Origin of the sequence: Peribacillus glennii (genome assembly GCF_003429105.1) — a bacterium.
Lineage (GTDB): Bacteria > Bacillota > Bacilli > Bacillales > DSM-1321 > Peribacillus > Peribacillus glennii.
Window position 1 is genome coordinate 1,069,020 of sequence record NZ_QVTD01000003.1, and the last position, 13,114, is coordinate 1,082,133.

A 13,114-nucleotide genomic window follows, 5' to 3' on the forward strand; every position below is an offset into this window, starting at 1 on the left:
CTATCATATAGTATCAAATTTTTCCGCAATCAACAATGTTTGTCTATTTTGGCTCGGCGTGTAAATCATCTATGCCGGCTGTCCCTTTTCGTACTTTTTGATTTTCGATGGCAGTCTGCACCCTCCTGCTGGCAAATTCAAAAAATACCCACGCGACATGCATCAGCAAAATAAGTGCTGCCATATCCATCCAGGCATAAGTCCCTGCCGAGTATGGAATATTGTTAAAACTCAATGTACCTGCATAAAGGCTATCCCCTATTATCATGCCGTTAATAAGGGCGAAAATCCTCAATTTCCATTCGTCAAAAAGGATAATCGCGAGGTAATTCATTAATATTCCCATCATCCACTCGATTCTAACAACCACCCAGATAGGATCCAGAAGGGCAAACAATTGAACGGTTGCATAGCACAGTGATATTATGAGGCACCCGAAAATGAAACCTATTGTTTTTACGAAAGTAAGGTTTCTAATATAGAAGCAACAAATAATAAACAAATAGACAAAAGAAATATTTATCGCATAATGGTAAATCTGCAGTTCATAGGCTGCCAAACACATAACAGCCAGCAAATGCAATAAAATCGCATACCGTGGCTGATATGTATCCGGGACAAAAAACATGAATACCACCCAGACTATCCATAAGATCCAATAAAAAAAATTTCCATCCATACAAACTTCCTCCTATTATCCCCATTATGTTCTGTTTCAACGAAGCTTAAACAGCCCCTACGAGCCTCCGGGGTCAGCGTTCAAAACCGAGCACATAAAATTTATGGAAATATAGAAAAGCGCTAGCGCCGTGTAAAAAGGAAAACGGTACGGGTATATCCTTGTGCGCCGAATGAAAATTTTATACTTTCTTATCTATTTAAAAACTTATACGATATGCTTGCCTTGAAATGGTGAATAAATAAGGAGCGGCGCACTTCAACTGTGTTTTGTTTTATGCAGACAGGAAAGTATAATACTTTACTATCTGCCCACGATAGAACTATAGGAGGTGTTAACATGGGAGTAGACCGCCAGGAAAAAAAACTAAGGGAAAGCGGACGTGTCGAATCGGACCGGGACCGTGCATTAGATAAACCGGGAGCAACACAGCTGGAGGGACCAAAAGAAGCCAGGAGCAGAAATAAAGGATAAAACATCACTATACGAAAACAAAAGCTGCAGTATGCGGGTTTTTTCAGCAGACTGCAGCTTTTTACATCACTATATGTATGCCATAACACTTGGACACTACCTCGCATAACGGGTACAGTCGATCCCCCGCTGCGTAAGCCAGTGAAAGGTTTCTCCGCTAATAATAAGCCTGGCTTCCTGCAAAGCTTTTATGTCCTTTGCGCCAAGGGCGGTCATAATCACCTTCAAATCATGGAGGGTGTCCTTAAGCTCTTTGATTAACTCGGGGAGACCCTTTTCTTTCAGGGTTTTGATGAACTGCCCCGCCATCCCTGCAGCGATTGCCCCTAAAGCAAGGCATTTTGCCACATCCAATGAATTCTGAATTCCACCTGAGGCGATAATTGCCATGCCGCTCTTGACGGACACCGCTTCTGCAATCGAAACAGCAGTCGGTATCCCCCATTCATTAAAATAGGAGAAGGATGTCTTGCGTCTTTCATTTTCAATTCTCGCAAAATTCGTACCGCCAAAGCCGCCGATATCTGCTATCGATACCCCTGCAGAGGATAATTTACTGACAGTTTCCCTGCTCATACCAAAACCGGTTTCTTTCACAATGACAGGGACCGACATTGCTGCGGTGATTTTTTCGATGCGAAGCAAAGTGTCCTTAAATGATCGGTCTCCTTCAGGCATTGTCAGCTCCTGTATGACATTCAAATGGATTTGAAGCGCATTTGCACGAAGCATCTCCACCGCCCGCTTCGCTTCATCAACACCTGCCTCACCGCCAAGGTTTGCGATGACAATGCCATCGGGATTCATCCTCCTGACAATTTCAAAGGAGCCGGCCTCAGCAGGATCTTTTAGGGCAGCCATTTGCGAACCTACCGCTATGGGTATTCCCGCTTCCCTTGCGGCTATCGACAGTTCTTTATTAAGATGTTCTGTTTCTTTCCCGCCGCCCCCGGTCATTGCGTTTATGAAAATTGGCGAACTTGCATGAAGTCCGCCAATTACTGTATCAAGAGAAACATCTTCTATTGATAAATCCGGTAAGCTTTGATGAACAAACGAAATATCCTCGAAACCCGATAACCTATGCTGTCCAGTTTGCAATGCATAATTAATGTGATCTAATTTTCGTTGTGTTCTCGCCAAGCCCATCACCATTATTTAAATTTTTTTAGCTGCTCCCCAATCATGTCGCCAAGCTGGAAGCCATTGGATTCCTCAGGAAGTTCATAATTGGAGTCTTCATTAGCTTGCTGCTCCAGAAGTTCTTTTATACTTAAGGATAAACGCTGCTCCTGTTCGTTGACATCAAGGACTTTCACCTTCACGGTTTCGCCTTCCGTCAGAACTTCGTGAGGTGTACCTATATGTTTATGCGAAATTTGCGAGATATGGACAAGACCTTCGACACCGGGGAAGATTTCCACGAAAGCACCAAAAGAAACAAGGCGTTTGACAGTGCCCTCAAGTACGGAGCCTTTAGCTGCCCTTTCTGCGATATTTGACCAAGGACCCGGCAGCGTTTCTTTAACGGATAGCGAGATTCTTTCATTGTCGCGGTCGACCGAAAGCACCTTGACTTTTAATTTATCCCCTTCTTTTACGACATCGGAAGCTTTCTCTACATGCTGATGTGACAGCTGTGATATATGGACGAGTCCGTCCACGCCGCCGATATCGACAAATGCACCAAAATCAGTGATTCTTTGGACAGTTCCTTCGATCACCTGTCCGCTCTGGATTGAATCAAGCACTTCACCCTTCTTCTTTACCTTTTCATCTTGTACGACAGCTCGATGGGAAAGGATCAAGCGATTTTTTTCCTTATCCAGTTCCACAATTTTGAATGTTAATGTTTTGCCTTTATAATCGGCAAAATCTTCCACGAAATAATCTTCCACAAGAGATGCGGGAACAAATCCCCTGACGCCCAGATCAACCACGAGGCCGCCTTTGACCACATCCTTGACCTCAGCTTCAAATACTTCCTGAGTTTCAAATTTCTTTTCGAGTTCGTCCCATGCTTTTAATGCATCAATTTTGCGCTTCGAAAGGATGAGGGCTTCTTCTTCGACCTTAATGACTTCAAGTTCAAGCTCATCTCCTTCGGAAATTGCGTCAGTTGCTTTTTCCACATGCAGGCTGGAGAGCTCGCTGATAGGGATGATGCCATCCGTCTTACTGTTCTCCACATCTACAATCACCTGTTTTTCTTCAACTTTGGTTACCCTCGCTTTAACCTTATCGCCAACTCCATAGTTGTTTACTTCTACTTGGTTCATGTCTTCTGTCATTTCGAACTCCTCCTTAACCCATGACTGCTCGGCAGAATTTCACTTCGTATAATTTGATAATTTGGAATAATCCCCTATTTTATAAATTCCAATAAAATTCGGGAATTGTCAAGCAAGAAGGATTACTTGCCAGCCGAAAGAAGAGCCCTGATTTCATCCATGATGATTTTGGTAGCTTCATCCGCGGATATCTTTTTTGCGCGGTATTCTGTGAAATCAATCGGGTTACCATAAATGACTTTCAACGGCCGAAACAATTTATAAGGTCCGATGATCGCACACGGAACGATTTTTGCTTCCGTGCGAAGCGCAAAAAATCCAGCTCCTGCCAACCCTTCGCCAAGCTCGCCGCTCTTGCTTCTGGTCCCTTCAGGAAACAGGCCCAAGACCTTTCCTTCCTTTAGCAGGGATAGGCCGGTCCTCAGCGCCTCCCTGTCACTCATTCCCCTTTTTACAGGGAAAGCATTTACCCTTGGCAATATGTCCTTTAGAACTGGCAGGTGAAAAATTTCTTCTTTCGCCATAAAATGGATGTCACGGGGACAGGTAATCCCTACTATCGGGGGATCGAGATTTTCGATATGGTTGGCACAAATCAAGACGCCCCCGTCTTTCGGAAAATTCTCCTTACCTATTGTTTTAACCCTGAAAGCCGGGCTCAAAACTATTTTTACAATGTTTTTGGCAAATGTGTAGAACTTCAAATTCATCTTGTCCTTTCTTCAATCAATGACATGATTTTTTCAGCCACTTTTTGTATGGACAATGAAGTCGTATCAATTTCTACTGCATCCTCCGCTTTCCGGAGCGGGGCTACTTCCCTTTCAGAATCAAGTTTATCGCGCAAGGAAATTTCTTCCTTTAATTTCTCGATATCCGATTCGAATCCTTTTTGGATATTTTCTTCATGCCTTCTGTGTGCCCTTTCTTCAACGGAGGCAATGAGGAAGACTTTTACCCTGGCATTAGGGAGCACATGTGTCCCGATATCCCTTCCATCCATCACGATTCCGCCTCTTTCCGCAAGGTTCTGCTGCCGTTTCACCATTTCTTCGCGCACCCGTCTGTGCTTGGACACCTCGGATACCGATGCGGTCACCTCATTATTGCGGATCTCTGCTGTCACATCCCGGCCATCGAGGAAAACAAGCTGGCCGTTATCAGTGGGCTTAAGCTCGATCACAGTTTCGCCCAATAAATGGGCCAAAGCGATTTCATTGCCGATGTCCACTCCCTCATTCAATGATTTATATGTGAGCGCACGATACATTGCGCCAGTGTCTACGTATATGTAGTTTAATTGCCTTGCAACGATTTTCGCGACCGTGCTTTTTCCTGCTGCAGCGGGTCCATCAATCGCAACTGATATTTTCTTTTCCATACTTCCTCCCTAGTCCTGACAGTCAAGCTGTTATTCATCACCTATAGTTTATCACAAATGCCTATTCATTCATGAATAAAATAAATATTTTCCCGTGCATAAGAGTCCGTTTTAGTGATGGAATCCGTAAATTTTTATGGCCGCATGGCCATAAAAAAAAGCAGGGATACCCTGCTAATCATTTAAATTGTTGAACGTTTCGATAATTTTCATATAATTATTCTTTGTAACGCCTTCGTATTCGGCCAGCCTCTTTAATTCCAAAAAGGAATCCTCACGGTGAAACAGTATCTGGAAAGCCAGCAGGCTTATCGCCTGGATAATGATCAGCTTAATGATCATACGTTCTATCGTTTTCATATGCCATTCCCCGCAGTCTTTTTACAGACAGTATGGAAAAAAAAATCACTACTTATTCCTCTCTACTCCATCAGCCCTTTGTTCTTCATTTCCACTTGTTTCTCGAAAATGAAACGAATCAAATTTTGCCGGTCCCCCTCGCTCAAATCCATAAATTGCACTGACAATTTATTAAAGCGGTCTGAGCTTGCGCTGATGCGGATCACCTTGCTTTTCAGCTTCAAATAACGGATTTCCCCAGTTTTTAATGGAAGCGCCAGCCAGACATATATGATAGGGGTTTCTGCGAGATTGATCACTTTTGGAATCCTTAGCGCCGCTCCTCCAGCGCTAATATCATCCGTCACCGCCCGAAACGCCCGAAACTCATTACTTGCTGGGTGAACTGCTGCATCGACCGGAGTTTCTATTCGAACGAATTGCCTTCTCTGGATTTTCACTAATGAATCTTTAGGGGGGCGGGCCAATTGGATCATGGCTATTTGCGCTTTTACCCGCCCTAGTACTTCAGTATCAAAAATAAATACGGCATTGTCGCTATCCGCAAACGTGACTTTCAGCTGGGACCCATCAAGCAAAAACGCAATTTTTCCGGTAGAAGTATTCACAGGATAGTCTATGAAAATGCTGTCTTCATTCATTTCAACTACCATGGATTTGTATTGTTCAGGCTGCAGCGAAAATTTTGGTTCTAAAAGCAGTGTATCTCCGATTTTAATCATATTTCCCCATCTCCAGCATGTATATATATAAAGTAATATTCAGCACCTAAGCACATTTAATGCTGCAAATCCAAATTAAGGATACTCTATTATGGCATGTAAAGAAAAAAAGGAAAAGCACCTATCCACTTTTCCTTTTTTTCTTTAATGTATTACACAATATTTTCATACACAGGCTCTGAATTTTTAAGCTTCTCAACTTTCTCTTCCTGTGATGTGTTAGCATTGATAAAAATTCTGTACGTATCTTCGCCGATCGTACCGAGGAACTCATAGCAAAGGACCTCTTCGCCAAGATCATTTTCAATCAATGCTTTTCGTTCTTCCATTACCTTAACATTAGGGTTGATTTTGGCTCTTGCCTGTTCCATCGTTACAGATGCTTTTCCTATCTCCCTTATTTTATGAGATTTTAGGAACTCATCCGCCGAAAATCCGATAATGCTGCCATCATCCAAGGCTACCTTCACCTTGACAGAGTCAGCATAAACCCTTACACCTTCTACAGAGGTAACAAAATTGAACAGGCCGATATTATCATATTGGGCACTCTCGTAAAGATCGAGTGAATCAAAATCATTTGTTTTCAAGAATGCCAATGCCTTATTGCTGGCCGTGTTCAAGTCAATACGGGATCTATTGACATCCCTGGTATTAATATACCAGATCGGGTAGCCGCCTTTTTTCGTGATATCCATGTTTACCTCATTTTTGGTTTTAGGATCTGTCAGGCTAACACTGTAAAATCCAAACTCGGATCCCTTTCCGCTTTCTTCTACCCTGGCTTTTGGAGATCCGGACATGTTCGCATATTGCCTTGCTTTTGCGACGGCATCTTGTTTGCTGATCTTCTTCCCTTTTATATTCTTAAAGTTGTCCTCCTTTTGTTGCCTGCTGGAGAAATTCGGGTCAAGATTGGAGGTTTCGCTATATCCTTTCACCGTTTTTTCTACCGTTTTAAAACCATCTACGATTGTATTATCTGCGTTTTCATCATTGTTTGCCAGGGCGGTCTCTACATCCATCCACCTAAGATTGTTCTTGATGACAAGATATTGAACTTTCCTCAATTCATCCTGTACTTCCCCGGACTCCTTATACAAGGATTGAAGCCGCTTATATTCTTTATCATTTAAAGGTTCCTTTTCGAGATCCCTTACGGCTGTCCGATAGCTGAAGTCGCCAATGTCTGATAACAATTCTTCAGTTTTGTTAAAAGGCATTAAAGTAAGCGGAAGCTGGCCGACATCAAGCTGCGCCTCGGATGTGATCCGCCACACATCTGTCAGCGCCGGGCTGAGTGAATTCCTTGAGTTCATCGCAAGAGTATTCCCGATTTCGTCATGCAGCACATCCATCTGGTATGATAAATCATGGAAAGCCCTTTGATAGTTATTCTCTGCATTGATCAGGACCGCATTTTTCTCTTGATGTTCCTGATAACCCCAATAGCCGGTGCCAATTAACGCAACGGCAAGCACTCCCACCAAAATATTCCGAATCATATAGTATCACCTCTTTTTATTTACAGAAAATATGTTTCCCGATTTTTTTAATTTGGGGCCTCGTCCAAATCCAGGGGCTTGTCGCTGTATCCGGATTAAAATAATATTGTGCGTTTCCAGTGGGATCCCACCCATTGATGGCATCGATAACCGCTTCCCTGGCTCGTTCATTCGGGGTCAGCCAAATCTGGCCGTCCGCAACCGCAGTAAAGGCGCGCGGCTCAAAGATCACTCCAGAAATCGAGTTCGGAAAAGAAGGGCTTTCCAGCCTGTTCAGGATTACTGCAGCAATGGCCACCTGACCAATATAAGACTCACCGCGTGCTTCTCCGTAAACAGCATTGGCCATCAGCTGAATATCATTTTGGGAATAACCTCCCGGGACATTTGCTGCAGTCGCAGCGGTCCTATTACGGTTTCCGTTTTTCGCTCCACCATTATTCCTTGCTGTTTGCCTTGCCTGGGCCTTGGCTCCGCCGGCGGCCCTTTTCCTCGGTTTCACCTGTTTTTCAATAGGGACCCCGCCGTAATAAGTAAATTGATTTCCTTTAGCGATTTGTGTATGTACCCATTTGCCATTAAAATTAGAGGCACCCACAAGTTTCTGCCTCGTTTTCAGCCCTCCAAGCCCGTCGACGGGCAATCCGAAATCTTTCTGGAAATTCCGGAGGGCCCAGTAGGTGCCCCAGCCATAAACGCCATCGATTTTCCCGTTATAGTAGCCGATATTTTGCAAGCGTGCCTGGAGCTCTATGACATCATCGCCAACAGCCCCTCTTTGGATGACCTGGCCGCTAAATGCATGGACCGAAGTTTCGTAAGTCAAAGAGATACAGACTGATAAGAAAAAAAACAAAAGCAAACGTTTGCTCTTTGACGAAATTACTTTCATCAAAAACACTCCCTCTTTTCTTATATTGACATTACCCCTATTTTCTTCTTAAAAGGTGTTTTTATTCCATACCATTATAAAAAGGAGACAGGCTGAGAGTCTGTCTCCTTTTTAAGTATAAAATTAGCAGCATGTATTGATGGTTAGCCTTGACCCGCAAGGAATACTAGATCATAGGGTGCCATCGTATTATAGTGTTTCAGATGCATGGAAGTCCGAAAGCACTCTTGCCATCTTCACCTTTTTCAAACCTAGCCACCATAAGAAAACCATAAATGGCATAATCCAATAAAGCCACGAGTCCTGTGTCATCAGGATGTAATCATAGATGCTATGCAAAAGAAATGGAACTGCAAAAGCAAGGAAAACGTATTTCTTCTTATTCTTTTTCGCAAACTTGCCTTTTCCGAGGTAATAACCCATGATTACCCCGAACAGCGCATGGCTTGAAACCGGCAAGATCGCCCTCGTCATGGCATGTTCCACCCCATTCGCGACCAGGTAAAGGATGTTTTCCATGGTTGCGAAACCAAGGGAAACAGAAGCGCCATATACGATGCCGTCATAAGGTTCATCAAACGCTACATGGGGATAAATGGCAAAAAATAAGATAAACCATTTTAAAAACTCCTCCAAAAGTCCCGCCCAGAGAAAGGCTTGCTGGGCATCCCCTTGAAATATATGCTCCGTTTTCAGCACATACTGCAAAAACATGATCGGAAATACAAGAAACACACCAAACACAAAGGCTTTTATCACAACAGAAACAGGCTCTGTTTCATAATAATCTTTTAAATAGAAATAGCAGAGCAAGGCCAGACCAGGCGCAATACCCGCTGAGAATAAGACCAGCATATTCTGACCCCTTTTCATTCGTTTTCATTAATCGTATCATGGAATGAGGAAAAAGAAAATTGAAAGAAACACCGCTTGGCGGTAATTTCTTCGTACGGAACTGGAGGTACATATGAAAAAAAATATTTTAGTGATTCATACAGGCGGGACAATATCTATGTTAGAAGATGCCGAAACCGGCGCCGTGAAACCGGCTGGCGAAAATCCGATCAAAGGTGTAACTGAAAACATAAAAATGCTTGCAAACCTTTTCATAGAAGAGCCATTCTCGCTGCCATCGCCGCATATCACGGCCGTAGAGATGCTTCAATTAAGTAAGCTTATCGAGAAATATATGAACGAAATAACTTTGGACGGAGTGGTAATCACCCACGGGACGGACACCCTTGAAGAAACTGCTTATTTTCTGGATTTGACCGTACATTCTGATATTCCGATCGTGGTCACTGGAGCGATGCGTTCAAGCAATGAAATCGGGTCGGACGGATTATATAATTTAATTTCTTCAATCAAGGTTGCTGCCTGTGATGACGCTAGGGGAAAAGGTGTACTTATTGTTTTGAATGATGAATTGCATACGGCAAAAAACGGAACCAAAACTCACACCAGCAATGTCTCGACCTTCCAAAGCCCTCAATATGGGCCGATAGGTATAGTCACAAAAAGGGGCATCGTTTTTCACCATTCACCGATTCATACAGAAAAATACGGACTGCAAACGATTTCCAAACAGGTCGCTTTATTAAAAGCACACGCCGGCATGGATTCTTCATTATTTTTTGCCTTGAAAGAAATGAAAATAGACGGCCTGATCATTGAAGCGCTGGGCCAGGGCAACCTCCCTCCCCAGTCCATCGATGGTGTCCGAACCCTTTTGGATTCAGGTATCCCGGTTGTGATTGTCTCAAGATGCTTCAATGGGATTGTCCAGGATATTTACGGCTATACCGGAGGAGGAAAACAACTTAAAGAAATGGGGGTCATCTTTTCTAACGGCTTAAATGGCCAAAAGGCAAGAATAAAGCTTTTGATTGCCCTTCATAGTACAACGGAGCGGGAAGAATTGCAGGAAATTTTTTTGAAATAGCGAGGGATTTAAGAATCCTTCCAAAAATCGATATCGGCCGGCCCATAGCTACTCTTTCGAGAATACGGGCCGATATCCATTTTTCATTCAGGTACCTCCTTTTATTTCTTCCCTTTTCGAATATGCTGCGCGATCAACCCTCCATGGAATCGGCCGTTTTCAATGAAAATTTCATTTGCATTATTGCCCGCGGCTATAACGCCGGCGATAAAAACCCCTTCAACATTTGTCTCCATGGTCTCACTGTTAAAAAAAGGCCGGCCTGAGCCAAGAGCAATCTCCACACCTATACGTCGAAGGAACGAATGGTCCGGATGGTAGCCTGTCATGGCAAAAACAAAGTCATTTTTTATCGTTTTAATCTCATCTTTCACATGATAAATCACGTTATCTACAGTTATTTCATCCACCTCGGCATTAAACTCCATAGTGATAACACCACTTCTTACCAGAGATTCAAATTCAGGAAGGATCCAGGGTTTAATGCTTGGGGAATATTCACTGCCACGGTAGAGCACAGTGACGCGCGCTCCTGCCTTCACGAGTTCCAGAGCTGCGTCAACGCTGGAGTTCTTTCCCCCGATTACCACAACATCTGTATCGAAGTAAGGGTGCCCTTCTTTAAAATAATGGAATACTTTGGGAAGATCTTCCCCTGCGATTCCCATATAATTCGGATTATCATAATACCCTGTCGCAATGACTATTTTCCCAGCCTTGTATGTTGTCTTATCGGTCAAAACGATAAAGGTGCCATCCTGTTGTTTTTTGATTTCCGTCGCTTTTTCAAAAGCATTTATCCTTAACTCTTTCCGTTTTGCCACTTCGCGATAATAGGCTAATGCCTGGTTGCGGACGGGCTTGCGGTTTTCCGTTATGAATGGCACGTCTCCAATTTCAAGCTTCTCGGCTGAACTAAAAAACGTTTGGTGGGTTGGATAATGATATAAAGCATTCACGATATTACCTTTTTCAATAACCAATACCTTCTCCCCTGCTTCTTTTAACGAAATTGCCGCTGCGAGCCCGCATGGCCCGCCCCCGACAACGATTACATCTTCCGATTTCATCTCTCGCTCCACTCCTTTTGCCAAACTCAGGTTTATATATTTGTTCTTCTCATTCATGAATCGATACATTCATCATGCCAAAACCACCCATTTGATTTTTCTTGACCAAAATCTCCCATTGAGAGCCTTTGCCAAGGCGGCGATTAGGCTCAGCCCGTGCCCCCAGGTTTGGGGTCACATAACAGAAGACGTAGGGACGCGGCGCAATTAGTCTGGGCTCTCGCATTAAACTAATAGGGAAGTTTTATATTTTCCTTTCTGCCAAATGAAAAAATCTCCCACCATAAGTCATGACAGGAGATTTTATGGATGGTTTTTAGGTACGGCGATCCTGTTTACCCTTTAAATCCAGCCCCGGAACCGTGAAGCTTCCGCCATTTTTCTGACTCCGGTCATATAGGCAGCGAGGCGCATATCGACCCGGCGTGTTTGGGCGGTTTCATAAATATTGTTGAACGCTTTTACGAGTATTTTTTCAAGCTTTTCCTCGACTTCTTCCGCGGACCAGTAGTAGCCCTGGTTATTTTGGACCCATTCAAAATACGAAACCGTAACGCCGCCTGCAGATGCCAGCACATCCGGAACGAGCAGGATTCCCCGGTCTGTCAGGATCTGTGTGCCCTCAATGGTAGTGGGGCCATTTGCGGCTTCCACAACGATTTTTGCTTTGATATTATGTGCATTTTCTTCCGTGATCTGATTTTCAATCGCGGCAGGAACAAGAATCTCACATTCGAGTTCAAGCAGTTTTTTGTTGGAAATTGTATTTTTAAAAAGCTTCGTAACTGTTCCGAAGCTGTCTCTCCGGTCCAATAGATAATCTATATCCAGGCCGTCGGGATCATATAAAGCCCCGTATGCATCCGAGATGCCGACAACTTTAGCCCCTGCGTCATGCATGAACTTTGCAAGATAACTGCCTGCATTCCCGAAGCCCTGCACAACAACCCTGGCTCCCTTAATATCGATGCCCTTCTTTTTGGCGGCTTCATTGATGCAAATGGTAACACCTTTCGCAGTCGCGGATTCCCTGCCGTGAGACCCGCCTAGAACGAGCGGTTTCCCTGTAATGAACCCTGGTGAATTAAATTCATCGATACGGCTGTATTCATCCATCATCCATGCCATAATTTGCGAATTGGTAAATACATCAGGTGCGGGAATATCCTTTGTCGGACCAACAATTTGGCTGATGGCACGCACATATCCCCGGCTCAGCTTTTCAAGTTCACGGAACGACATATTACGCGGGTCGCATACGATTCCGCCTTTCCCTCCGCCATATGGCAAATCTACAATACCACATTTCAGGCTCATCCAGATGGACAGCGCTTTTACTTCACGTTCAGTGACAGATGGATGGAATCTGATGCCGCCTTTTGTAGGCCCTACAGCATCATTATGCTGTGCGCGATAGCCCGTAAAAATTTTTACCGACCCATCGTCCATCCTTACCGGTATCTTTACTGTTAAAAGCCGTAACGGCTCTTTCAAAAGCTCATAAACCTCCTGGGGATAACCGAGCTTTTCAAGCGCTTTATGTATTACAGTTTGAGTCGATTTCAGCACATCATGTTTTTCCTCTTGGGTTGTATGATCAGTACCTTTTTCGGCTGCCATCTGTGTACCTCCTAAAATCAAATAATCGGCTAGCAGTCACCTTCCATGACATAGTATACACCTTTGCTCTGCTAATGCAAAGCAAAAAAGTGACCCCTTTCCTGGATAAAAAACAGGATTGAAACCGCTGTTTTATAACAATCTTTCGCTTTACCCCATTCATTCCCTGTACCTTTTT

15 protein-coding genes are annotated in these 13,114 nt (G+C 43.8%); 2 read left to right on the plus strand and 13 right to left on the minus strand.

From position 1 onward, the window contains the following. Positions 1–43 precede the first annotated feature (43 nt). Positions 44–679 (minus strand): YphA family membrane protein, encoded by a 636-nt coding sequence (locus tag D0466_RS06640; protein ID WP_117321726.1) that lies wholly within the window; start codon positions 677–679, stop codon positions 44–46. Between the two features lie 339 nt (positions 680–1,018). On the opposite strand from D0466_RS06640, the gene D0466_RS06645 reads away from it, so the two are divergent. Continuing rightward, the gene (locus D0466_RS06645; RefSeq protein WP_117321727.1) at positions 1,019–1,153 is read left to right on the plus strand and encodes a YpzI family protein; all 135 of its coding nucleotides are present in this window, start codon (positions 1,019–1,021) and stop codon (positions 1,151–1,153) included. A gap of 96 nt (positions 1,154–1,249) precedes the next feature. Here D0466_RS06645 and fni read toward each other — a convergent pair whose 3' ends face one another. The 9 genes from fni to prsW form a co-directional block, all read right to left on the minus strand. Beyond that, on the minus strand, positions 1,250–2,296 hold the full coding sequence (gene fni, locus D0466_RS06650) for a type 2 isopentenyl-diphosphate Delta-isomerase (protein WP_117322243.1): 1,047 nt from the start codon (positions 2,294–2,296) through the stop codon (positions 1,250–1,252). Positions 2,297–2,307: 11 nt separating this feature from the next. Further along, positions 2,308–3,444 (minus strand): 30S ribosomal protein S1, encoded by a 1,137-nt coding sequence (rpsA, locus tag D0466_RS06655; protein WP_117321728.1) that lies wholly within the window; start codon positions 3,442–3,444, stop codon positions 2,308–2,310. Between the two features lie 122 nt (positions 3,445–3,566). Continuing rightward, positions 3,567–4,148 carry a lysophospholipid acyltransferase family protein gene (locus D0466_RS06660; protein ID WP_199484526.1) on the minus strand — a complete coding sequence of 194 codons (582 nt, stop codon included), beginning with the start codon at positions 4,146–4,148 and terminating at the stop codon, positions 3,567–3,569. Positions 4,149–4,150: 2 nt separating this feature from the next. Continuing rightward, complete coding sequence (gene cmk, locus D0466_RS06665) at positions 4,151–4,825, minus strand: (d)CMP kinase (protein WP_117321730.1); 675 nt, start codon at positions 4,823–4,825, stop codon at positions 4,151–4,153. A gap of 174 nt (positions 4,826–4,999) precedes the next feature. Further along, the gene (locus D0466_RS06670; protein ID WP_117321731.1) at positions 5,000–5,185 is read right to left on the minus strand and encodes a DUF5359 family protein; all 186 of its coding nucleotides are present in this window, start codon (positions 5,183–5,185) and stop codon (positions 5,000–5,002) included. Between the two features lie 62 nt (positions 5,186–5,247). Further along, complete coding sequence (locus tag D0466_RS06675; RefSeq protein WP_117321732.1) at positions 5,248–5,907, minus strand: flagellar brake protein; 660 nt, start codon at positions 5,905–5,907, stop codon at positions 5,248–5,250. Positions 5,908–6,059: 152 nt separating this feature from the next. After that, the gene (gene ypeB / locus D0466_RS06680; RefSeq protein WP_117321733.1) at positions 6,060–7,412 is read right to left on the minus strand and encodes a germination protein YpeB; all 1,353 of its coding nucleotides are present in this window, start codon (positions 7,410–7,412) and stop codon (positions 6,060–6,062) included. A gap of 16 nt (positions 7,413–7,428) precedes the next feature. Then, the gene (gene sleB, locus D0466_RS06685) at positions 7,429–8,304 is read right to left on the minus strand and encodes a spore cortex-lytic enzyme (RefSeq protein WP_117321734.1); all 876 of its coding nucleotides are present in this window, start codon (positions 8,302–8,304) and stop codon (positions 7,429–7,431) included. A 189-nt stretch (positions 8,305–8,493) separates the two neighbouring features. Next, the gene (gene prsW, locus D0466_RS06690) at positions 8,494–9,159 is read right to left on the minus strand and encodes a glutamic-type intramembrane protease PrsW (RefSeq protein ID WP_117321735.1); all 666 of its coding nucleotides are present in this window, start codon (positions 9,157–9,159) and stop codon (positions 8,494–8,496) included. A gap of 112 nt (positions 9,160–9,271) precedes the next feature. Between prsW and D0466_RS06695 the strand changes: the two genes are divergently transcribed. Next, entirely contained in the window at positions 9,272–10,246 is a 975-nt protein-coding gene (locus D0466_RS06695) for an asparaginase (RefSeq protein WP_117321736.1), read from the plus strand. A gap of 101 nt (positions 10,247–10,347) precedes the next feature. Here D0466_RS06695 and D0466_RS06700 read toward each other — a convergent pair whose 3' ends face one another. From D0466_RS06700 to D0466_RS06705, 3 genes are all read right to left on the minus strand, one after another. Further along, complete coding sequence (locus tag D0466_RS06700) at positions 10,348–11,316, minus strand: YpdA family putative bacillithiol disulfide reductase (protein ID WP_117321737.1); 969 nt, start codon at positions 11,314–11,316, stop codon at positions 10,348–10,350. A gap of 49 nt (positions 11,317–11,365) precedes the next feature. Then, complete coding sequence (locus tag D0466_RS22150; protein ID WP_158555857.1) at positions 11,366–11,542, minus strand: hypothetical protein; 177 nt, start codon at positions 11,540–11,542, stop codon at positions 11,366–11,368. Positions 11,543–11,658: 116 nt separating this feature from the next. Continuing rightward, on the minus strand, positions 11,659–12,936 hold the full coding sequence (locus D0466_RS06705) for a Glu/Leu/Phe/Val family dehydrogenase (protein ID WP_117321738.1): 1,278 nt from the start codon (positions 12,934–12,936) through the stop codon (positions 11,659–11,661). Between the last annotated feature and the right edge of the window lie 178 nt (positions 12,937–13,114).